General features: G+C 69.5%; 16 protein-coding genes. 7 read left to right on the forward strand and 9 right to left on the reverse strand.

The annotated features are described in order from the left end of the window. Position 1: 1 nt before the first annotated feature. Positions 2-1108 (reverse strand): YlbL family protein, encoded by a 1107-nt coding sequence (locus K254_RS0111900; protein WP_035749276.1) that lies wholly within the window; start codon positions 1106-1108, stop codon positions 2-4. Between the two features lie 209 nt (positions 1109-1317). Between K254_RS0111900 and K254_RS0111905 the strand changes: the two genes are divergently transcribed. Beyond that, positions 1318-2766: a zinc-dependent metalloprotease gene (locus tag K254_RS0111905; protein ID WP_026555550.1), complete on the forward strand. Its 1449-nt coding sequence runs from the start codon at positions 1318-1320 to the stop codon at positions 2764-2766. 124 nt (positions 2767-2890) lie between these two features. On the opposite strand, the gene K254_RS0111910 is transcribed toward K254_RS0111905, so the two are convergent. Beyond that, positions 2891-3529, reverse strand: coding sequence for a M48 metallopeptidase family protein (locus tag K254_RS0111910; protein WP_026555551.1), 639 nt, complete (start codon positions 3527-3529; stop codon positions 2891-2893). Between the two features lie 145 nt (positions 3530-3674). On the opposite strand from K254_RS0111910, the gene K254_RS24845 reads away from it, so the two are divergent. Then, a complete protein-coding gene (locus K254_RS24845) occupies positions 3675-4742 on the forward strand; it encodes a ThiF family adenylyltransferase (RefSeq protein WP_051389095.1) in 1068 nt (355 codons plus the stop codon). On the opposite strand, the gene K254_RS0111920 is transcribed toward K254_RS24845, so the two are convergent. Continuing rightward, entirely contained in the window at positions 4703-6808 is a 2106-nt protein-coding gene (locus tag K254_RS0111920; protein ID WP_035749279.1) for an ATP-dependent DNA helicase UvrD2, read from the reverse strand. The genes K254_RS24845 and K254_RS0111920 overlap by 40 nt on opposite strands. A 40-nt stretch (positions 6809-6848) precedes the next feature. Then, positions 6849-7826, reverse strand: coding sequence for an NAD(+) diphosphatase (gene nudC / locus K254_RS0111925; protein ID WP_026555553.1), 978 nt, complete (start codon positions 7824-7826; stop codon positions 6849-6851). Between the two features lie 152 nt (positions 7827-7978). Between nudC and K254_RS0111930 the strand changes: the two genes are divergently transcribed. Beyond that, on the forward strand, positions 7979-9199 hold the full coding sequence (locus K254_RS0111930) for a macrolide 2'-phosphotransferase (protein WP_035749282.1): 1221 nt from the start codon (positions 7979-7981) through the stop codon (positions 9197-9199). Between the two features lie 105 nt (positions 9200-9304). Here the strand turns inward: K254_RS0111930 and K254_RS0111935 are convergent, their stop codons facing one another. Genes K254_RS0111935 through K254_RS0111945 form a run of 3 tightly spaced genes read right to left on the reverse strand, consistent with a single transcriptional unit; the run spans position 9305 to position 16598 of the window. Then, positions 9305-12784: an ATP-dependent helicase gene (locus K254_RS0111935; RefSeq protein WP_026555555.1), complete on the reverse strand. Its 3480-nt coding sequence runs from the start codon at positions 12782-12784 to the stop codon at positions 9305-9307. Continuing rightward, entirely contained in the window at positions 12781-16164 is a 3384-nt protein-coding gene (locus K254_RS0111940; RefSeq protein WP_026555556.1) for an ATP-dependent helicase, read from the reverse strand. Before K254_RS0111940 ends, K254_RS0111935 begins: the two co-directional genes overlap by 4 nt. Then, the gene (locus tag K254_RS0111945) at positions 16161-16598 is read right to left on the reverse strand and encodes an MGMT family protein (RefSeq protein ID WP_026555557.1); all 438 of its coding nucleotides are present in this window, start codon (positions 16596-16598) and stop codon (positions 16161-16163) included. The genes K254_RS0111940 and K254_RS0111945 overlap by 4 nt, the downstream gene beginning before the upstream one ends. Before the next feature lie 57 nt (positions 16599-16655). Between K254_RS0111945 and K254_RS0111950 the strand changes: the two genes are divergently transcribed. The 4 genes from K254_RS0111950 to K254_RS0111965 all read left to right on the forward strand — a co-directional run bounded on the left by K254_RS0111950 (position 16656) and on the right by K254_RS0111965 (position 20143). After that, a complete protein-coding gene (locus tag K254_RS0111950) occupies positions 16656-17339 on the forward strand; it encodes a 3'-5' exonuclease (protein ID WP_026555558.1) in 684 nt (227 codons plus the stop codon). Positions 17340-17702: 363 nt separating this feature from the next. Continuing rightward, the gene (locus K254_RS0111955) at positions 17703-18635 is read left to right on the forward strand and encodes an ABC transporter substrate-binding protein (RefSeq protein WP_026555559.1); all 933 of its coding nucleotides are present in this window, start codon (positions 17703-17705) and stop codon (positions 18633-18635) included. A 9-nt stretch (positions 18636-18644) separates the two neighbouring features. Further along, entirely contained in the window at positions 18645-19409 is a 765-nt protein-coding gene (locus tag K254_RS0111960; RefSeq protein ID WP_026555560.1) for an amino acid ABC transporter permease, read from the forward strand. Continuing rightward, the gene (locus K254_RS0111965; RefSeq protein ID WP_026555561.1) at positions 19406-20143 is read left to right on the forward strand and encodes an amino acid ABC transporter ATP-binding protein; all 738 of its coding nucleotides are present in this window, start codon (positions 19406-19408) and stop codon (positions 20141-20143) included. Before K254_RS0111960 ends, K254_RS0111965 begins: the two co-directional genes overlap by 4 nt. A gap of 307 nt (positions 20144-20450) precedes the next feature. Here K254_RS0111965 and hemL read toward each other — a convergent pair whose 3' ends face one another. Further along, positions 20451-21758 (reverse strand): glutamate-1-semialdehyde 2,1-aminomutase, encoded by a 1308-nt coding sequence (gene hemL, locus K254_RS0111970; protein ID WP_026555562.1) that lies wholly within the window; start codon positions 21756-21758, stop codon positions 20451-20453. Positions 21759-21864: 106 nt separating this feature from the next. Beyond that, on the reverse strand, positions 21865-22845 hold the full coding sequence (hemB, locus tag K254_RS0111975) for a porphobilinogen synthase (protein WP_026555563.1): 981 nt from the start codon (positions 22843-22845) through the stop codon (positions 21865-21867). Positions 22846-22876: the final 31 nt, after the last annotated feature.

Genomic DNA, 22876 nt, shown 5'->3' on the forward strand with positions numbered 1-22876 from the left:
CTCAGCCGGCCGTGCAGGTGGGAAGGGTGGAGCCGTCCGCCCCGGAGCCGATCAGCTTCACCGCGTCATAGGCCTCGGTCAGGGTGTCCACCTTGACCACCTGCAGCCCGTCGGGCACGTGGCCAACGACGTCGTTGCAGTTGGCACCGGGGGCCAGGAACACCGTGGCTCCGCTGTTGCGGGCGCCGATCATCTTCTGCGCGATGCCGCCGATGGCGCCCACATTGCCCTGCGGATCGATGGTGCCGGTGCCCGCGAAGTGCTTGCCGCCGGTGATGTCGGAGGGAGTGAGGGTGTCGATGATGGCCAGGGCGAACATCATTCCGGCGCTCGGCCCGGTGATGTTCTGCAGTCCAAACTTCACCTCAAAGGGGAAGGTGGGGACGGTTTGGAGGGAAATCCCGAGCAGATATTTGCCATTGTCCCCCAGCGTGGGTGCCACCGAGACGTCCTGCTCGGCGCCGCCGCGTTTGACGCGCACGGCCACGGGCTTGCCGGCTCCGTCCGCGAGCGCCTGCTGGATGACGGACAGATCCGTCACCGGGGCGCCGTCGACGGCCAGCACTACATCCCCCACCTTGAGTTTGCCCTCGGACGCGGAGCCGGCCGGGATCTGTGCCACGGTGAGCTCGGTGGTGTACTTGATGCCCAGCTGGTTCAGCGCGGCCGCGGTGGAGGTGTCCTGCGAGGAGGTCATGGCCGCGGCTCCGGCGGTGTTGGCGTCCTGGGCCGTGGTGCCGGGCGGGTAGATCAATTCGGCCGGGAAGACCGCCTTGTCCGGATCCGCCCAGCCCTGGAGCGCCTCAAGGATGTTGATCGAGTTGCCCGGAAGACCCCCGCCCTGGCGGACGGTGACCATGTCCAGGCTGCCGGTGACGGGGTAGGTGTCCGCGCCGGAGATCTGGATGATCGGCGTGCCGTTTTCCTTGCCCAGGGTGTTGAAGGTGGGGCCCGGGGACTCCACCACATAGGGCACGGGCATCAGCAGCGCCGCGGCACCCAGCACGGCGGCCAGGACGCCTGAGACGGCCATGGTGGAAAAGCGGCCATCCCGCGGCCGTGCGGCGGCCGTGGGAACCACTGGCCCTGCGGGCGTTTCCTCGCTCAAAAGAACTGTCCTCTCATGCGCCAGCCGGCGCTGCAACACGGGGCACAGCTCATGTGTCCCGGTGCCCAGCCTACAAGTTCTCCCCGCGAGCTGGCTGTGAATCCGCGGGCTTTGCCTGTAGCGAACGACGCCGCCGAGAGGGCGACAATGCGTTGGCGGCGGCGGTAACGTGATTTGCATAGCCAAGTCCTCCCAACGATCGGCCAGTGATGACCCAGAACCCAGCCAACAGAGACGACGACGATACGCCCAAGGATCCGCTGTCAGAGATGCTGGCGAATTTGATGGGTGGCCAGGGCATGGAGGGCTTCGACCCGGCGGCGCTGGCCAAGGCTGCCGGCCTGCCGGACGACCCCAACGCCCTGCAGGCGATCTTTGCCCAGGTGCAGTCCATGATGAACTCCTCCAGCGACGGAGCCGTCAACTGGGATCTGGCGCACGACCATGCCCGGCAGGCAGCGGCCGGGAACGATCCCTCCGTTACGCCCACCCAGTCCCGGGAGGTCGATGAGGCGCTGCGGCTGGCCGAATTGTGGCTGGACCCCGTCACAGACCTCCCCAGCACGGGCATCATCGGCCAGGCCTGGTCCCGCGCCGAATGGGTCGAAGAGACTCTGGGCACCTGGAAGCGGCTGACCGAGCCGGTGGCCAACTCCATCGCCTTCGCCCTCTCCAACGCCATGGGCGAACAGATGCCCGAGGAAATGAAGTCCATGATGGGCGGAGCCTCCTCGATGCTGGCCAATATGGGCGGTGCCCTCTTTGGCATGCAACTCGGTGCCGCCGTCGGCGCCCTCGCCAAGGAGGTCCTCGGCTCCACCGACATCGGCGTCCCCTTGGCGGACCTGCAGATGGCGCTGCTGCCGGCCAACGTCAAAGCCTTCGGCGAGGGGCTGGACATCCCCGAGCAGGAGGTGCGGCTGTTCCTGGCCCTGCGCGAGGCCGCCCACGCACGCCTCTTCGTCCAGGTCCCCTGGCTGCGCGGCCACCTGCTCGGCGCCATCGAGTCCTATGCCCGCGGCATCCACATCGATATGTCCCGGATCGAAAACCTGGCCCGCGATCTGGATCCGAGCAACCCCGAGGCTCTGCAGGCCGCATTGTCCGAGGGCGTCTTCATGCCGGCACGCACCCCCGAACAGGAAGCTGCCCTGGCCAAGCTGGAAACCGCCTTGGCGCTGGTGGAGGGCTGGGTCGATGAACTCACCTTCGAAGCCGCCGCCAATCTGCCCTCCGCCGCTGCCTTGCGCGAGACCATCCGCCGGCGCCGTGCCACGGGAGGCCCGGCCGAGCACGCCTTCGGTGCTCTGGTGGGCCTGGATCTGCGCCCGCGCCGGCTCCGTGAGGCCGCAGCCCTATGGGCCTCGCTGAAGGAGGCCCGCGGCATCGCCGGCCGCGACGCCATCTGGAAGCACCCCGACCTGCTGCCCACCACCGAGGATCTGGACGACCCGGCAGGCTTTGCCGGCCGGCGCACCCTGCTGGAGGCCTCCGACTCCGAGGTGGACGCGGCGCTGGAGAAGCTGCTGGCCGGCGAGTTCGACGCTCCGGACGCCTCCGGCACCGAGGCAGACAGCACCGGCGACGGCGGCCCCGGCCCGGATGAGTCCGGTGCGGACGGCTCCGGATCCGACGGCGGGGACTCCCCCAAGGCCTAGACGGACCACTCCCCCAAGCGCCTCGGTGCAGCGGGGATGCAGAATGCCGTTGGGGACGCAGTAGATACTGCGTCCCCAACGGCATTCTGCGTCCCAGAAGGAATTCACCGGGAGCCGGCGCACGCTACTCCTCGACGTCGTCGTCCATTCCCGTGCCGGCGTTGGCTCCGGCATCGAGCCCGCGGGAGGTGGCGTAGCTGACGCCGTTCAGGAAGGCCTTTGCCTCCTCCTGCCGCGGACAGCCTGCCAGTTCCGCCCAGAAGGCCGGGCTGTGCGAGGGGACCAGCAGATGCGCCAGCTCGTGCAGGATCACGTAGTCCACCACCCACTCCGGCATGCCCTGGAGCTGGTTGGAGAGCCGGATCGTCCGTCGGGACGGGGTGCAGGAGCCCCAGCGTGAGCGCTGGTTGGACACCCACCGCACCGACAGCGGCGTCGCGCGTCCGCCCAGATAGCGCTGGGACAGGGCCGCCGCGCGCGCCATCAGGGCGTCATCACCGGGCGCCGTCCGCCCCGGCCCGGCCTGGCGGACCGTCCGGGCCTCCAGCTTGGCCAGCATGCGCTCCACCCAGTGGAGCTCCTGCGCGGCGGTGAAATGCGCGGGGATGGCCACCACGGCGGTTCCACCCTCCCAATTCGCCGACACCGTCCGCTTGCGCCGGGCCGAGCGGCGCACCACCACGGGCGCGCCGGACGCGGTCCGCAGCGGCACGGCACCGGAGGCGGGGGCTGGATCCGAGGGTCCGGATTTGGCTTTCGTCATGGTTCGACGTTACCGCCCCGCCCACCGTACCCCCGTCATGGAAATTCATTCTGTGGATAACGCCACAACCCATTTCCCGCCGTGCCACCATCGAAGAACCCGCGGCCGCGAACCCGTCCCGACCGCATGGCGGAAGGCGGCGGCCATGGCCCACATCAACCCCGGACTGCGCATCGCCCACCGCGGCGCGGGTTCACTCCAGATCGGCGTGGGACCGGGCGGCCTGGTGGTGGAGGGCCTGGACGAGCGAGAGGAGGCCTTCATCGCCATGCTCGCCACCGGCAGGGGTGCACCGGACCCCCGCCAGGAGGCGGCGCGGGCGGGCATTGGCGAGGCCCGCGCCGTGGAGCTGCTGGCGGCGCTGGAGCCCGTCCTCTTTCCCACGGAGGCCGGCGAAGGATCCACCGGGATCCGGTCCGAGCGGCTCCGCCCCGAGGAACGGCGGCTCGCGGCCCTGCACCACCGCCCGGCGGACACCCTGCTGGGCCGCCGGGAACACGCCGTCGTGCGCATCAACGGGCTCGGGCGGACGGGCGCGGCACTGGCCCAGGCACTGGTGGCGGCGGGGGTGGGGACCATGCTGCTGCAGGACGACGCCGTGGTGCGGCTGGCCGATGTGGGGCCGGGCGGCTACCGGATGGCGGACATCGGCATGCCCCGCAGTGCGGCCGTGCGGCGGGCCCTGCTCAGTCTGGACCCCGCCTGCCAGCCGCACATCGTGCATGCCGGCTCCGCGGCCAGCGAGGACTTCCACCTGCTGGATCTGGTGGTGCACTGCGGCCACGACACGGTGGACGCGGCAACATCGGCCGCGCTCATGCGCCGGGACCAGCCGCATCTGCTGGTGCTGCACAGAGAGCAGGACGGCACGGTGGGGCCGCTGGTGCTGCCCGGTGTGGGGGCCTGCGCCGAATGCGTGGAACGGCACCGGGCCGATGCCGACCCGCAGTGGCTGGGCGTCTGCGCCTCCCTGGCCGGCGGCGAGGAACCGGGCGAAGACGCTCCTTCTGCCCTGTCGCTGGCCGGCGCCGCGGCACGGGCGGCGCTGGTGTTTCTGGACGGGGTCCATGCACCGGCCGCCCTCTCGGCGGTGCTCACCCTGCGGGCCTCGGATGCCGCCTGGTCCCGCACGGAATACACCGCGCACCCGGGCTGCGGATGCCAGTTCCAGCGTCAGGCGCTGGCCATGATCTCCAATACCGCCTCGCCGTAGCGCTCCAGCTTGGCCGGTCCCACACCGGGCAGCTTGGCCAGATCGTCCAGCGACTCCGGCCCGGCCTCGGCGATGGCCACCAGCGTGGCATCGGTGAAGACCACATAGGCCGGAACCTCCGCCGCCTTGGCCGCCTCGAGCCGCCACTGGCGCAGCGCCTCGAAGAGTGCCTCGTCGTAGCCGGCCGGGCAGTCGGCGCAGCGGCCCATCTTGCGTTCCGCACCGGAGCTGAGCATCTTCCCACACACCCGGCAGGTGGTCGGCGCTGTGGTCTTGCGCTGCTTGCGCACCGAATCGCCGGGCCCGTGGACGCTGGCGGTGGAATTGGGGCGCAGCCCATCCAGGAAGCGCGAGGGCTTGCGGTTGGCGCGTCCGCCCGGGGTGCGGGCCGTGGACCAGGACAGGTTCAGGAATTCGCGCGCACGGGTGATGCCCACGTAGAGCAGGCGCCTTTCCTCGTCCACTGAGGCGGGCGTGTCGGCGAACGAGATCGGCATCAGCCCCTCGCTCATGCCGACCAGGAACACCGCATCCCATTCCAAGCCCTTGGCGGAGTGCAGCGACGCCAGCGTGACGCCCTGGACCGTGGGCGCATGCTGGGCGGTGGCCCGCTCCTGCAGCTCCGAAACAAAGTCCACCAACGTGAACCCGGCCTCACCGCCGCCGCGGGTGGCCACGAGTTCATCCGCCAACGCCACCAGCGCGGCCAGCGACTCCCAGCGTTCACGCACGGCGCCACCGGTCTTGGGCGCCTCGTCCTGGTAGCCCAGGTTGCCCAGCACGTCGCGGACCATCTGGCCCACGGGCTCGTCCTCGGCGGCACGGGAGGCGGCGCGCAGCTGCAGGATCGCATCGCGGACCTCCTTGCGGGCGAAGAATCGCTCACCGCCGCGCAGCTGGTAGCCGATGCCCGCGGAGGCCAGGGCCTGCTCATAGGCCTCCGACTGGCCATTGGTGCGGAACAGCACGGCAATCTCGCTGGCCAGCGTGCCGGCGTTGATCAGCGCCTTGATCCGTGCGGCCACAGCGGCGGCCTCGGCCTCGTCGTCGCTGCATTCCAGGAATTCGGGGGCAGGGCCGGTGGGCCGCTGGGCCACCAGGTTCAGCGGCGGCGACCAGAGGGCGTCCGCCTCCAGATCGCCGGAGCGCCGGGCGGCCAGCAGCGAATTGGCCAGACCCACCACCTGGGGCGTGGAGCGGTAGTCGCGGATCAGCTTGACCACCTGGGCCTGCGGGTAGCGGGCCGGGAAGTCGAGCAGGTGGCGCGGCGTGGCGCCGGTGAAGGAGTAGATGGTCTGGCTGGCATCGCCCACCACGCACAGATCGTCGCGGCCGCCCAGCCACAAATCGAGCATCCGCTGCTGCAGCGGGGAGACATCCTGGTACTCGTCCACCACAAAGTGGCGGTACTGGTCCCGGACGGTGGCCGCCACGCGCGGATCCTCCTGCAGAATGCCAACGTTGATCAGCAGGACATCCTCAAAGTCGATGAGGTTCCGATCCGTCTTGACGTCCTCATAGGACTGGAACAGACGGGCGACGGCGGTGCGGTCCAGGCCGCCCGGCTCGCCACGGTCCGTGGCCTTCACCAGATACGTCTCCGGCGTCAGCATGGACACCTTGGCCCACTCAATCTCCGCCGCGAGGTCGCGGATGGAGGCGCGGTCGCTGGGCAGCCGCAGCCGGCGGGCGGCCTCGGCGATGGTCGCGGCCTTGTGGTCCAGCAGGCCCGGCAGCTGCCCGCCGACGGCGTGCGGCCAAAAGTACTGCAGCTGGCGCAGCGCCGCCGCGTGGAAGGTCCGGGCCTGGACACTGCCGACGCCGAGGTCGCGCAGGCGGGTGCGCATCTCGGCCGCCGCCCGGGCGGTGAACGTTACGGCCAGCAGCCGCGAAGGGTTGTACACACCGCTGTGCACGCCATAGGCAATGCGGTGGGTGATGGCACGGGTCTTGCCGGTGCCGGCACCGGCCAGCACGCAGAGCGGCCCGTTGAGGGTGGTCGCCACGGCGCGCTGTTCCTCGTCCAGCCCGGCCAGGATGCGCTCCTCCAGGGTGCGCTCGTCCATGGGCGGCGGGTTCAGTGGTGCCGCCCCGATCCTTGACGGCTCAACCACCGACGGCCTCCTTGGCGGTGTTTGAGGCGGGGGCATCCTCGATGCGGCCGCCGTACCAATGTTCAATCAGGGACCGGGCAATGGACAGCCGGGCGGAGATGACCACCTCGCCGCTGCTCACCGCCTCCGCCAGCTCGGCGCGGCTGAACCAGCGCGCCCGGGTGACCTCGACGCCGTCGGGCGTGGCGACGTCGTCGTCCGTGTAGGCGATGAAGCCCAGCATCAACGACGCCGGGAACGGCCAGGACTGCGAGCCCAGGTAGCGGGGGGAATGCAGACGCACGCCCACCTCCTCGGCGATTTCGCGGACCACTGCCTGCTCCAGCGATTCGCCGGGCTCAACAAAACCGGCCAGCGTGGAGTAGCGGTTGGATTCCCAATTGGTGCCGCCGCCCAGCAGAATGCGGTCGTCCGCGCCGACCACTGCCACGATGATGGCCGGATCGGTCCGGGGGAAGTGTTCGGTGCCGTCGTTGCTGCAGCGGCGCACCCAGCCGCCGGATTCGGGCACCGTTTCGGCGCCGCAGCGCGGGCAGTGGGTGTGGCCCCGGTGCCAGTTCGCGATGGCGCTGGCCTCGATGAAGATGGCGGCATGGGCGGCATCCAGCGTGGCCACGGCCTCGCGGTAGCCCAGCAGTACGGCCCCTTCGGACTCGGCCAGGGCGGCGGCATCGGCCTCGTCCACGCCGTGGACCAGGACCAGGTCAATATCCGGGCCCATCGGTGCCACGGCATCGGTGGTGGAGCCCAGGAAGACGGTGCCGCGCCCGGCCTCGTCGCCGGCAGGGAGCACGGCGGGGTCCAGGAACAGGATCCGGCCATCCTTCACCAGTGTTTTGCCGCCGCTGAGCAGCATGGCGAGGTAGCGTGCACCGGCCAGAAGATCGGGCATGAATCCGGCGGCGGCCCGGCGCTCCGTGGCCCGCTCCAGGACGGCGTCGGGCCAGGGCAGCAAGGGGGCGTCAATCATGCTTCTACCGTACGCAGTTGCGCCGACAATTCACACTCGGCGGCCTCCAATCGGGTGCGTCACAGTTGTGTTGTTGGCAACCCATCTTTCGACTCGCCGCCCCGCCTCTCGGCGTTCCTAGGCATCGGCCCTACGGTTGAAAGGTGAGAAGAATGACGCCTATCGAATTGGCCGCCGTGGCCAGTGCCGCTGTTCCCGGACTGAACCTGACGGCGTGCGCCGCCGAGCCCGACGACGCCGCCGACTTCGAATCGGCCCTGTTGCATGATTCCGAGGGCCGGCGCTGGCGCGTCCGCTCCCCCAAACATGCCGAAGCCAGCACGCGTCTGGAAACCGAGCTCGCCGTGCTGCGCGCCTTCTCCCCCGCCGTGCGCGCCGAACTGCCCTTCCTGATGCCCACCGTGGCCGGGACCGTGCGCCAGGGCGCCCTCTCCACCTTCGTCTATTCCCATCTCGCCGGGCACTCCCGCTCGGTGGAGACGCTGGCTGCCGGCGGCGCCGCCGTCGCCCGTGAACTGGGCAGCGCGATGGCCGCCATCCACGACCTTCCGCCCGCCCTGGTCAGCAATGCCGATCTGCCGAGCTACACGGCCAACGAATTCCGCCAGCGCAAGCTCAATGAACTGGACCAGGCCGCCACCACCGGCAAGATCCCGGCCGCGCTGCTGCGCCGCTGGGAGCACGCCCTGGAGGATGTGGCCCTGTGGCGCTTCAGCCCGTCGGTGGTCCACGGCGATCTGCACGAGGACAACATCCTGCTCGAAGGCAGCCGGGTCATGGCCGTGATCGGCTGGACCGATCTGCGCGTGGGCGATCCTGCCGATGATTTCGCCTGGCTGGTCGCCGTGAACGACCATGCCTTTGTGGACGCCGTGCAGGAGGCCTACTCGGCCGCCCGCAAGGACGCCCCGGACCGGCACCTGCTCCGCCGCGCCGCGCTGAGCGCCGAGTTTGCCCTGGCCCAGTGGCTGGTCAAGGGCGTGGCCGCCGACAACGCCGGCATGGTGGCCGAGGCCGAAACCATGCTGCGCGCCTTGGAGGCGGACATCGCCACCTACGGCGGACAGCCCATCGCCACCGAGCCGCCCGTGGTGGCACCGCCGCATTCCGCCGCCGTGACACCCGTGTCGATGACCGACGACGGCGAGGCGGCCGGATCCGCATCCGGGGAGCGTGCGCCTGCCGCCCCAGCGAATCCGGCACCCGCGGCCGGCAGCACACCGGTGGCGGAGGTCAGCACGCCTGCCGTGGACTCTGCCGAGCCCGCAGCAGAGGAGCCGGCCCCGTCGGATCCTCCCGTTGCCAAGGCCCCGGCCGGCAGCCCCGAGAACCTCGACACCACAGCCCTGACGGTCATCCCCCTGCACAAGTAGGCACCGCGGCTGCTGGTTGAGCCTGGGGCCACGCCCGCGAGGGCCCCGACGCGAGCTTGCGAGCGTTGGGAGCGGGTGGGGAGCGAAACCCGGTGGGACGGGCCCTTAGATCTTGTAGGCGCCGGTGACGATGGCTTCGAGTTCGGCTTCGCCGGCGAGGTCGTGGGGGCGGATGAGGGCGTCCTGGCCGACGAAGTAGAACGCGGCGCGGACGCTGTCCAGGGGCACGTCCTTCAACCGCGCCCAGGCCAGCCGGTACACGGCCAGCTGGACGGCGCGGACGTCAAGCTGCGCCTTGCTGGGCGGAGCGCCCGTCTTCCAGTCGATCAGGTCCCAGCCGCCGTCGTCGTCGCGGAAGACGGCATCGATCCGGCCGCGGACGACGACGTCGGCCACCCGGGTCTCCACCGGAACCTCCAGCGCCGCCGGGGTCCGGTCCGCCCAGGCCGAGGCCTTGAACGTCTCGCGCAGTTGCTCCAGTCCGTAGGCCTCGTCCACGTAGGCATCGGCCCCGGGCAGCTCATCCAGGTCCAGCTGGCCGGTGGTGCCGAAGTATTCCTCCACCCAGGCGTGGAAGGCGGTGCCCTTGCGGGCCGCCATGCCGGGCTTGCGGGGCACGGGCCGGCGCAGGTTCTTGGTCACGGCCTCCGGATCGTCCCGCAGGGCCACCAGCATCGAGGCCGAGATGTGCGGCGGCAGCTCAACGGACACCGTGCTGGTGTCCAGCCGCGTCTGGGCGAGCAGCAACGCCGTCTCGGCGCCCCACTTCGGATTGGCTTTGGCAAGACCGGCGTCATGGTGGTCCGCGGCCGACGTCTGCGATCCCGGAGCGGGGGTGTCCGCCAGCCCGGCCAGTTCATCCAACACGGCGGCGGCGGAGCGGTCCGCATTGGCACGGCGGCCGGCATGCCGCGCCCCGGCGGTGCGCCCCACAATCTCCGGCCCCTCCAGTGGATCGTAGGGCCAGCGGGCGCTTTGGTTCGCCAGGCTCAGCGGGTTCTTCTCATCCTCCGCCGGGTCCTCAAGCCACTGGGCAATCCGGACCGGAGCATCGGGTTCCGAAGCCAGCGGCAGCAAGGAGGCCAGGAACGGCGAAACCTCGGTGAAAGAGGCCCGGCCCGGACTCCAAATGGTGGTGGAGCACAGCAGTGCATCCTTGGCGCGCGTGTAGGCCACATAGGCCAGCCGGCGCTCCTCCTCTTCCGCGTGGGCCTTGACGTCCTCCGCGAAGAGCTTCTCGCTGTCCACCCAGCTCTTCTGGTCATCACCGCTGAGGTCCCAGGCCGGCAGATCGGCCCGGTCCCCGCGCAGCGGCCAGGGCAGCTGGCCGGCCCCCGTGGACCAGCGGTCCGCCGCCGCGCTCGGAAACGCTCCCTGGTTCAGGCCGGGCACATAGACAACATCCCACTCCAGCCCCTTGGAGGCGTGGACAGTCAGCAATTGCACGGCATCCGGATTGGGCTCCGGCGCAGTCATGGCCAGGCCGCCCTCCTGGGCCTCGGCCGTCTCCAGCCAGCCCAGGAAGGCCAGCAGGTCAACCCGCTCGGCGGCCTGCATGAAGCCGGCCGCGGCGTCCTGGAAGGCGTCGAGGTTGCGGCGGGCCTGGTGGATCGTGAAGTGCGGTTTGGCGGCCAGCTCGATGTCCAGCAGCATGGTCCGCTCCACCTCGCCCAGGAGGTTGGTGAGATCGTCGCCGACGAACCCGCGGAGCATGCGCAGTTCATCGCGCAGGGCAATGAGCCGCTTCCTGGCCACCGGCGTCAGCGTGCGGGACAGCGAGGCGGGCCAGTGGTCGGGGCTGAGGTAGTCCAGGGCCTCCACCAGGCTGGAGCCGTCCACCATGTCCTGTTCAACGGGCGTGCCGCCATCGGCACCATCGGCGTCGTCGGCCTGCGGGTCGAAGACCACCCGGTCGCGGACGGCATAGGCCCGCCGCTTGGCCAGGTGCCGCGACCACTCGGCAAAGGCCATGAGGTCCGCGGGGCCGATCCGCCAACGCGCGCCGGTCAGCAGCCGCATCAGGGCATCGGAGCGGCCGGGATCCGCAAGCACCCGCAGCGTGGCCACGAGGTCCACGATCTCCGGAGTGGCCATCAGGCCGCCCAGGCCCACGATCTCGTAGGGGATGCCGCGCGCCTCGAAGGCCACGGCCAGGGGCTCGAACTGGGCACGGCGGCGGCAGAGCACCGCCACCGTCGTCAGGTCCCCGCCCACCAAATCAACGCCAAACCTCTTGCGGGCAAGGACGTCCTCGGCCACGGCGGCGCATTCATCCTCCACCGTGGCGTAGCGCGCCAGCACCACCTCGCCGTCGGGCGCCTGCGGCCGCTGGGCCAGCGGCGAGACGGTGATCCGGGGCCCGGCCTCGCGCCGCTCGGCGGCACGCAGCGCCGCCGCGGCATTGAGCTGCCCGGACATGACATTGGCGGTGCGCAGGATCCGCGCCGAATTGCGCCAGGCAATGGTCAACTGCGCCGTGGAGGCGTAGCCGCCGCCGGCCTTGAGGAAGATCTCCGGGAAGCGGAACAGCTGCCCGGCGGAGGCGCCCCTGAAGCCGTAGATCGACTGGTGCGGATCCCCCACGGCCGTGACGGGGTGGCCGTCGCCAAACAGCTTGGAAAACAGCGCCAGCTGGGCGTGGGACGTGTCCTGGAATTCGTCCAGCAGCACCACCTTGTAGCGCTGCCGCTCCAGCGCCGCGGCCTGGGGAACCTCATCGGCGATGCGGGCGGCGAGCGCCACCAGGTCGCCAAAGTCCAGGGCATTGCGGTTGCGCTTGGCCGTGGCGTAGCGCTCCACCATGGCCGCCACGGAGCCGCGCGTGCGGAAGACGTTGGCCAGCTTCTGCGCGGCAGCGGTGGGCGCCTTGGTGGTGCCCTCCACATACGGCATGCCCACCAGCGTCTCGGCCAGGGAATCCACCATGGCGTGCACGGCTGTGGGGTCCTGCAGATGCTCGGCGCACTCCCCCGCCATCGCCATGACGCCCTTGACCAGGGAGGATTTCGCGGCCGTGAAGTGCTCGTGGTCCCCCTCGTAGCCTTGGACGACGGTGCTGGCCAGCTGCCAGGCCTCGGCCGAGCCCAGCACGACGGCGTCCCGCTCCACGCCCAGCCGCAGCCCGTAGTCGGTGACAATGCCGCTGGCGTAGGAGTGGTAGGTGGACACCTTCGGCTCGAGGGCGTCCTGGGCCGCGGCAGCCGGGGCCAGCTCCACCGCACCGGTCTTGGCCAGCGCGGCCAGCTTGGCCAGCTGCCGCCTGATGCGCGCCGCCAATTCACCGGCAGCCTTGCGGGTGAAGGTCACGCCGAGGATCTCTTCCGGCAGCACCAGGCCGTTGGCCACCAGCCACACCACCCGGTCTGCCATGGTGGTGGTCTTTCCGGACCCGGCGCCGGCAATCACCAGCAGCGGTTCCAGCGGCGAGGAGATGATGGCCGCCTGTTCCTCGGTGGGCGGCAGCTGGTTCAAAAGCGTGGCGAGGTCGTACGGCGAGAGGACAGGCCGCTCCCCGGCAGGCGCGGTCCCGGAATCGCCGACGGCGACGGCGCCGCCGTCGAGCGCATCGGTGGTGGCCTGTCTCATTCGGTGACCTGCTTTCCTTCGGTGCACAGTGGGCAGATTTCCGGCACGGCGCAGCCGCCGCCAAAGCCCGAGGCCCCCGCATCGTGGCGGGCCTCGAACTCGGCGCCGGCCATGAGCTCCGCGGCCTCGTGCACCAGCTTCAGCGCCCAATCGTCGTCGTCCTGCAGCGGGGCCTGGTCCTGGGTCTTCATGCCCTTGGTCGAATCCCCCAGCGGCGCCAGCGCAGCGCCGCCCGACACCGCGCCGGCGGGGGCGCCGTCGATCCCCGTAAAGGCCCCCGCATTCACGGCGGCCTGGTAGGCGCCCAACTGCGGGTGCTGTTCCAATTCCTTGGCGGCTGGCTTGTTCCGGCCGGTCTTCAGGTCGATGACCACCAGGTTTCCGTGGCTGTCCAATTCCAGGCGGTCCACCTGCCCCTTCAACCGGGCAATGTGGCTGCCCCCGGGCAGATCCACGCTGAAATCCGCCTCGACGGCCAGCAGCGAGCGCCCGTGCGCGCGCATGTCCAGCACGTAGAGGGCCATCTTGCGCACCATCTCCTGTGCCCGGGCAAAGTCAGCCCGGGATTCCCAGGTGTCGGGCATGCCCAACTGCGGCCAGCGCCGGGCCAGTTCTTCCAGATACTCATGCCCGGCCGCTTCGGGGAGATCCTGGGCGATGGCGTGGATCAATGTGCCCAGGCTCCGGGCAAAGTCGGTGGCCTCCTCGCCGCCCGCGGCCTTGATGAACCAGTTCAGCGGCGACTTATGCACCGCCTCCACCTTGGACGGCGAGACGTTGACGGCCTCACCCTCAGCTGCCAGTGGGTCCGTGCTGCTCAATGGCGCCACGCCCCACCAGGAGTCCGGATGGGCGCCGGGGATCCCCTCGGCCGCCAGCACCGCCAGCACGCGTGCGGCCTCGGGGTCCGCATTGGCCTCGGACTCCTGGCGCAGCTCCGGCACCAGCGACCGCAGGGTCATCGGGCGGGAGACCTGTTCCACCGGGCGGTTCTCCTGCCCGTTGGACGGGATCCACGGCGAGACCAGGTCCAGGAACTGCGAGGGCTGCAGCTCATGGCTGGAGGCGGCGGTGCAGATGAGCCGTTCCGTGGCGCGCGAAATCGCCGCCGCGAAGCTGCGCAGCTCGTCATAGCGGATCTCCCGCAGCCGGGCGGCGGCATCCACCTGGCGTGCCGCCGCGGCACCGCGCTCGGCCACATCCACCAGCAATTGGCTGCCCAGCAGCTCCCCACGCAGCCGGGTGTTGGGCCACACGCCCTCCTGCAGCCCGGCAACGATGACGACGGGCCACTCGCGGCCCGCGGCGCTGGCCGGGGTCAGGATCTCCACGGCGTCGCTGCGCTGGGCCCGGGCGGCCAGTGTATCCATCGGGAGGTCCTGGCTGAGCAGGTACTCCAGGAATTGCTGCGGGCTGGAGCCCGGGAGCTGGTCCACATAGCGTTCGGCTGTCTGGAACAGCGCCATGATGGCATCCAGATCGCGGTCCGCGCGGATGCCGGCGGGGCCGCCCTTGATGGCCTGCGCGGCCCAGGTGTCGGAGCAGTCCGCCGTGCTCCACAGCGCCCACAGCACCGTTTCGGCATTGGCGCCGGGCTCGGCGACGGCGGTGCGCCCGGCCGCCAGCATGGCCGCGAGGCGGGCGGCGTTGGAGGCCTCCCAGCCCAAGTGGGCCAGGTTGGCGGGGTCCAGCAGGGCGTCGACCAGCAGGGAATCGCTTTCGCGTCCGCCGCCGGAGCCCAGCTCGGCCCGCCGCAGCGCCTGCCGGAGCCGGCGCAGGTGGATGGTGGTGGAGCGGCCCAGCCGCGAGGTCAGCAGGGACACCGCCATCTCCGCATCGAGCAGTGAAGGGTCCAGGGACACCTTGAAAGCGTCAAGCAGCGGGCGCACGGCCGCTTCATCGCGGACGGGGTTCTCCGCCACCGGGACCTTGACCGGAATGCCCTGGCCGCTGAGGTAGCGCTGCAGGGCGGCCAGATGCCCACCCGTGCGCACGATGACGGCGATCTGGCCCAGTTCGTAGCCCTGCCAATGCTGCAGGTCCAGGATCCGCTCGGCCACCAGGCGCAGCTCGTGGACCTCGGAGGCCACCAGGTGCACGGTGACGGTCGGCTCCTTGGGCGGGTGGGGATGCACCGGCCCCGCCGGCTCGGAACCGTCCGCCGTGGTGCCACCTTCGGGCACGGATGCCATGTCCGGCTCTGCCTGCTCCGGCACCAGGCCAGCGGCCGGTCCGCCGGGCCGGGAGCCGTCGTCGACCGTTCCCGGATCCGTTCCGACTGCCGCGGTCGAGGCGCTGGGCGCCGGTTCCCACACCAGCTGGCGGGCCTTGTGGCCGCCGCGGGTCTGGGAGATCTTGGCCGCCACGGCGCCCCAGCTCGCGGCCAGTTCGGGATCCATCCGGTGCGAGGTCCGCAGCACGAACTCCCCCACCGTGGTGCCGGTGGCGGGATCGGCCAGGTGGTCCCGGACCGTGCCGGCCAGGTCCGGGCGCGCGCCGCGGAAGCCCTGGACCACGGTGTCCGGGCTGGCGGTGGCGAGCACGTCCTTGCCGCGCCCCAGCAGGGACAGGAGGTCGTGGACGGCCTGGTTGGCCTCCTGGATGTCATCCACCAGGATCAGCTGCAGCCGCTCCCGTTCCAAGGCCAGGTATTCGGGGTCCTGGCTGAAGAGGGTGGTGACGGCGGTGATGATGCCTGCCGGGTCGAAGGAGCCGGATTTGCCCCAGTCCACCACGTCCCGGTATTCGCCGTAGAGCGAGGCCGCGGCCACCCAGTCCGGGCGTGCGTTCTCGACGCCCAGCCGGGCCAGCTCCGCCGGGTCCAGGCCGTATTCGATCACGCGGTCGAAGAGCTGGCGCACCTCCTGCCGGAAGCCGCGGGTGCCCAGGGCATCGTGCAGGTCCGCGGGCCAGGCCGGCGCCTTGCCGAGCCCGAGCCGGTGCCCGTCCAGCAATTCCTTGATGATGAGATCCTGCTCCGGACCGCTGAGCAGCCGCGGCGCCCGCTCAACGTGCGGCAGCCTGCCCTCCACCTTGGCCCGGCGCAGCACGTCAAAGGCATAGGAGGCCCAGGTGCGGGCCGGGGAGATGCTCAGCGACCGGTTCAGCCGGGCACTGAGCGCGTCGCGGAGCCGGGCGGCCGCAAGGCGGGACGGACCCAGCAGCAGCACGCCGGCCGGGTCCACGCCGTCGTGCTCAATCCTCTTGACGGCAGCCTCGACAAGAACGGTGGACTTGCCCGTCCCCGGGGCGCCCCAAATGAGGGCCGGGCCGCTGCCCGGAGCCAGTCCGACGACGGCGCGCTGGTCCGCAGAGAGGTCCGGCGCATGCAGAACGACGGCGGCCGGCGCGGACAGGGCCAGCGTGGGTGCAGAACTCATGAGTCCACTTCATCATGCGGGACCGACATTGCGGCGCCGTCCGCACCGGTTTCGCCGGGCTCCGCGGCGAGGGCGGCCCGCATGGCATCGGCCACCGCGTCCAGGGCCGCGAAATCCTCCTCGGCGGGATTCCACCGCGCCGTGCGCATGTCCACGCGCCAGGAGGCATCCGCCCCCGTGGTCTTGCCACGCAGCGGCGTGCCCTCCAGCCGGTAGCTGGCCAGCGCCCGCTCGTCGTGCCCCGCCGGCGGCTGGCCGCCGGCCCGGATCACCCGCCACCACGCAACGGCGCTGCCATAGTGCGACATCACCGAGCCCACCTGGCGCGGGCCGCCGGATTCCAAGAGCACAGCAATGTCCCCGTAGGACAGAACATGCCCGGCGGGGATCAGGTCCGCCACGGACAAAACCGCATCAATATAGGCCGTGCGCATGGGTACAACAGTACTGAGCGCACGCACGATGTCCGCCCCTGCCGGTACCGTGATGGGATGAGCAATTGGAATACAGGGGCACGGGCAGCATTCGACGTCGAAACCACCGGGCGGGATCCCCGCCAGGCACGGCTGGTGACGGCGTCCATCGTGGTGGTCGACGGCGATGGCCGCACCACCGACGAGCACGAATGGCTTGCCAACCCCGGCGTCGAGATCCCGGCCGAAGTGACGGCCATCCACGGCGTCAGCACGGCCCACGCCGTCGAGCATGGACTTCCCGTGGCCCGGGTGCTGGCCGAGATCGGCGCCGTCCTGGCGGATCTCTTTGCCCAGGGCATTCCCGTCATTGCCTACAACGCCAGCTACGACTTCACCGTGCTGTCCGCCGAGTCCGCCCGCCACGGCGTCCCGGCCGTGGATGCCTCGCTGGTCATCGATCCCTACATCTGCAACAAGCAGGTGGACAAGTACCGCCGCGGCAGCCGCACGCTCGGCGCCCTGTGCCAGGAGTACGGCGTCGCCCTGGAGGATGCCCACACCTCCGCGGCCGATGCCCTGGCCACCATCCGCCTGGCCGAGGCGCTGGCCTCGAAGTACCCGGTCCTTGCCGTGGATGCCGCCACCCTGCACCACCAGCAGATCGGCTGGGCCAAGGCCCAGGCCGCGGACTTCCAAAGCTACCTGCGCCGGACCAAGCCGGAGGCCGTGATCGAGGGCGACTGGCCCGTTCTGCCCTAGGGTTCAACCGCTGCGCCGGGCCCCAAAATGGGCCCGGCGGACGACTTATTCAAATGAATGAGAGCCAAGTCACATTCTTTTAGCCTGCCGCAGACACTCCGGGGTGCCGCCGATCATTCCGCTGCAAACCGATGTTCACCTGCGCAACCGGGCCGGGGCGCCAATTTTGCTGCACATTCTTCATCAAATCAGCGTCTTTGACGTTAATGATTCATCCCAAACGGCCATTCGGGCGGGATGACATAATTTAGTTCGACAGGTCGAGTTCTGGTAATGCCGCGCGTCTTGGCTCAGGCCTCCCTGCCTCGTGAACCCCACACATGGAAACCATGGACCGGGGACCTTTATGAAAGTGATTGTTTGATGAAAAACAAAGCCCTGAAGTGGCTCGCAGCGGCCCCCGTGGCCGTTGCCCTCGCCTTCTCCCTGGCCGCATGCGGCAGCACCGGCGCTGACAGCAGCTCCACGACCACCACCGACGCCCTGGCCGGCAGCGACCAGGTCTCGCTGGACCGCTACACCACCAAAGATGTCGTCCCGCTGGACAAGATCGACAAGGCCGCACTTGGCCTGATCGTCCCGGGCACCATCACCGTTGGCACCCTCTCCGACGCCCCGCCGAACATCTTCATCGACAAGGATGGCAAGTTCACGGGCTACGACAACGAGCTGCTGCGCGCCATCGGCGACAAGCTGGGCCTGAAGGTGGAGTTCAAGTCCACCGATTTCTCGGCTCTGCTGGCCCAGGTCCAGAACAAGCAGTTCGACGTCGGATCCTCCTCGATCTCCACCACGGACAAGCGCCGGGAGAACGTCGGCTTCACCAACGGCTACGACTTCGGCTACATGGCCGTTGTGGCGAAGACCGATGGAACCGTCAAGGGTTTCAAGGACCTGACCAAGGACACCCGCATCGCCGTCGTCCAGGGCACCGTCCAGGATGACTACGTCACCAACACCCTGAAGCTGGAAGCCGTCCGCTTCCCGGACTACAACACGGCATACTCCAACGTGAAGAACGGCCAGGTCGACGCCTGGGTCGCTCCGTCCCAGCAGGCAACCGGCCAGGTCAAGGAAGGCGACGGCACCGTCATCGCCGAGTCCGTGGTCAACACGCAGAACTTCACCGCCTACGCCGTGAACTCGAACAACAAGGCACTCGTCGATGCCCTGAACTCCGGCCTGGACGCAGTCATTGCCGATGGCACCTGGTCCAAGCTGACCAAGGAGTGGTACCCGACCCGCGAGACCCCCGCAACGTGGTCGCCGGGCTCGAAGGCCGTCAAGGTACCGTAAGGCCGACGCATGGATGCATTCGAGCAGTTCCTTAAAACATTCTTCGACTGGAAGGCCATGGGAGAGGTTGTTCCCCACCTCCTCACGGTCGGCCTGCCCAATACGCTGATCCTTGCCGTCTCATCGGGCATCCTGGGCTGCATTTTCGGCCTTCTCCTTGCCGTGATGGGAATTTCCCGGAACCGGGTTGCCCGCTGGATCGCCCGTGTGTACACGGACGTCCTCCGCGGCCTGCCGGCCATCCTGGTCATCCTGGTCATTGGCATTGGCATGGGCCCGGTGTTCCGCATCATGACCGGCAGCACCAACCCGTACCCGCTGGGCATTCTGGCCTTGACCTTGATGGCCACGGCGTACATTGGTGAAATCTTCCGGTCCGGAATTCAGAGTGTGGAAAAGGGACAGCTCGAAGCATCACGTGCTCTGGGCTTCAGCTACAGCTCCGCCATGGTCCTGGTGGTCATCCCCCAGGGCATCCGCCGTGTGCTGCCCGCACTGGTCAACCAGCTGATCCACTTGATCAAGGACTCGTCCCTGATCTACATGCTCGGCCTGCTGACCAGCCAGCGCGAGATCTTCCGCATCGGCAACGACGCGGCTGCCAACTCCGGCAACCTTTCGCCCCTGGTCGCCGCCGGCGTCCTGTACCTGCTGATGACGGTGCCGCTGACGCACGTCGTGAACTACATGGACAAGCGCATGCGTGAAGGCAAGACGCAAAAGGTTGAGCCGGACGAGGCGGCAGCAATTATCGGAAAGGGCGCCAAGGCATGAGCGAATTTTCGTCGGGTACCCTGACCGCTAAGAACATCCACCTCTCCTTCGGGTCCAACCACGTCCTCCGCGGCATCGACCTGCACGTCCCCCAGGGCACCACGGCCTCCGTGATCGGCCCCTCGGGCTCCGGCAAGTCGACGCTGCTGCGCGTGATGAACCGGCTGATCGAGCCCGAGCAGGGCGACATTCTGCTCGACGGCCGCTCGGTCCTGAACGACAATCCGGATGAGCTGCGCCGCCGCATCGGCATGGTGTTCCAGCAATTCAACCTGTTCCCGCACAAGACAGTGCTGGACAACGTTTCACTGGCACTGCGCAAGATCCGCAAGATGCCCAAGGACCAGGCAAATGCCGAGGCCCTGGCGCAGCTGGATCTGGTGGGGCTCAAGCACAAGGCGGACGCCCGTCCGGCCAACCTCTCCGGTGGCCAGATGCAGCGTGTGGCCATCGCCCGCGCGCTGGCCATGAAGCCCGAGGTCATGTTCTTCGACGAGGCCACGTCCGCACTGGATCCTGAACTGGTCAAGGGCATCCTGGCCCTCATGACCGATCTGGCCAAGGGCGGCATGACCATGGTGGTGGTGACCCACGAGATGGGCTTCAGCCGCAACGTCTCCGACACGGTCACCTTCATGGACGGCGGTGTCGTGGTCGAAAGCGGACACCCGGACCAGATCTTCGGTGCTCCCAAGACCGAACGTCTGCAGAACTTCCTCTCGGACGTTCTCTAGCCGCATCGGGCGGCAGGCGGGCGGCAGGTTCGGCAATTTCCCGGCGACTGTGGCACCAGGCCGCAAGCGGCCACGTGCCCCTTGACGTCGCCTACGGAAAATGCTGCCCTGCCGCAGCCGTAGACCCATCCCAAAGGACGACGGCGCAACCCACGTTGCGCCGTCGTCCTTTGCGTTTAACGTTTGGCTGCGGCAGCCAGGACGCCGATTCCCTTTCATGACGCAACCGTGGACGCGTCATGAAAGGGGAACGGCGTCCCCGGTGGAATGAACCACCGGGGACGCCGTTTCCATCAGTGCATCAACGCTACGCAGTCGCCTCCGCGGCGGCCTTGGCGGCGGCGGGCAGGGCACCGATGATGCGGTCCATTGCGGCGTCGTCGTGGGCGGCGGAGAGGAACCAGGCCTCGAAGACGCTCGGCGGCAGGTACACGCCGGAGTCCAGCATGGAGTGGAAGAACGGCGCGTAGCGGAAGGACTCCTGGGCCAGGGCATCCGCGTAGTTGTGCACGCCCTTGGCGGAGGTGCCGAACGCTACGGAGAACAGGTTCCCCGCACGCTGGATGGAGTGGTCCACCCCTGCCGCGTCCAGGGCCTCGGCCAGGGCGGCGGAGAGCTGCAGCGAGCGGGCATCCACCGTGGCGTAGACCTCGGCCGTGGCGGCAGTCAGCGTGGCCACACCGGCGGCCATGGCCACCGGGTTTCCGGACAGCGTGCCGGCCTGGTAGACCGGGCCCAGCGGAGCCAGGTAGTCCATCACGTCGCGGCGGCCGCCCAGGGCCGCCGTCGGCAGTCCGCCGCCGATGACCTTGCCAAAGGTGAACAGGTCCGGGGTCCAGCCCTCGTGGGCGCCTGTGAGGCCCCAGTAGCCGGCCGGGCCCACGCGGAAGCCGGTGAGCACCTCGTCGAAGATCAGCAGCGCGCCGTGCTCGGTGGTGATCCGGGACAGGCCGGCGTTGAAGCCCTCCCCCGGGGTGACAACGCCCATGTTGGCGGGGGCGGCCTCTGTGATGACCGCAGCGATGTTGTCCCCGTGCTGGGAGAAGGCGGCCTCAACGGCGGAGAGGTCGTTGTACGGCAGCACGAGCGTCTCGGCGGCGGTGGCGGCGGTGACGCCGGCGGAGCCGGGCAGCGCCAGCGTGGCCAGGCCGGAGCCTGCGGAGGCCAGCAGGCCGTCCAGGTGGCCGTGGTAGCAGCCGGCGAACTTGATGATCAGGTTGCGGCCGGTGAAGCCGCGGGCCAGGCGCACCGCCGTCATGGTCGCCTCGGTGCCGGTGGAGACCATGCGCAGACGCTCGACGGCGGGGATACGGGCCTGGACCAGGGCGGCGAGGTCGCCCTCGGCCGGGGTGGAGGCGCCGAAGCTCAGTCCGTGGTCGACGGCGGCGTGCACGGCGGCCAGCACGTCCGGGTGGGCGTGGCCCAGCAGGGCGGGGCCCCAGGAGCAGACCAGGTCCGCGTAGTCCTTGCCCTCGGAATCGGTCAGGTAGGCGCCCTTGGCATTGACCATGAAGCGCGGGGTTCCGCCGACGGAGCCAAAGGCGCGCACGGGCGAGTTCACCCCGCCGGGCATCAGGGACTTGGCGCGGTCAAAAAGTTCTTCGGAGCTGGTCATAGGTCCATTCTTTCAAATCATTGCTGCGAAAATCGCGCCCCTTCGTAAGAATCGCGGGTGGTAATCCGGCGCGATTCTTACGATCAGGCGCGATTTTGGAAAGGGGTTAGGGGTTGCGGAGCCAGCCGGCCAGCTCGGCCGCCCAGTAGGTGAGGATCATGTTGGCGCCGGCGCGCTTGATGCCCAGCACTGACTCCTCGATGGCCTTGCGGCGGTCGATCCAGCCGTTCGCAGCGGCGGCCTCGATCATCGCGTACTCGCCGGAGATCTGGTAGGCGGCCACCGGCACCGGCGACATGGCGGCGACGTCGGCCAGCACGTCCAGGTAGCTCATGGCCGGCTTCACCATCACCATGTCGGCACCCTCTTCGAGGTCCAGCTCCACCTCCAGCATCGCCTCGCGGCGGTTGGCGGCATCCATCTGGTAGGTGCGGCGGTCCCCCTTCAACTGCGAGTCCACGGCCTCGCGGAAGGGTCCGTAGAAGGCGGAGGCGTACTTGGCGGCGTAGGCCAGCACCGCAACGTCCTGGAATCCGGCGGCGTCCAGGGCCTGGCGGATCACGGCGATCTGGCCGTCCATCATGCCCGAGGGCCCGAGCACGTGGGCGCCGGCCTCGGCCTGGGCCACGGCCATCTCGGCGTAGACGGCCAGCGTGGCATCGTTGTCCACGGAGCCGTCGGCGGCCAGCACACCGCAGTGCCCGTGGTCGGTGAACTCGTCCAGGCAGACATCGCTCATCACCACCAGATCGTCGCCGACGGCGGCCCGGACGTCGCGGATGGCCTTGTTCAGCACGCCGTTGGGGTCCAGCGAGGCGGAGCCGACGGCGTCGCGCACGGCCGGGATGCCGAAGAGCATGATGCCGCCCAGGCCCAGATCGCGGGCCTCGAGGGCCGCCGCGACCAGCGATTCGCTGGTGTGCTGGACGACGCCGGGCATCGAGGTGATCGGCTTGGGCTCCGTCAGGTCCTCGCGGATGAACATGGGGAGGATCAGCTCCGCGGCGTTCACACGGTGCTCGGCCACCAGGCGGCGCAGCGCGGGTGTGCTGCGCAGGCGGCGGGGGCGGTGGTGGGGAAAGGTCACTGAGGCTCCTTGGTGGTTCGGGAATTCCAGG

The sequence above is a fragment of the Arthrobacter sp. 35W genome, from assembly GCF_000482545.1.
Taxonomy (GTDB): Bacteria; Actinomycetota; Actinomycetes; order Actinomycetales; family Micrococcaceae; genus Specibacter.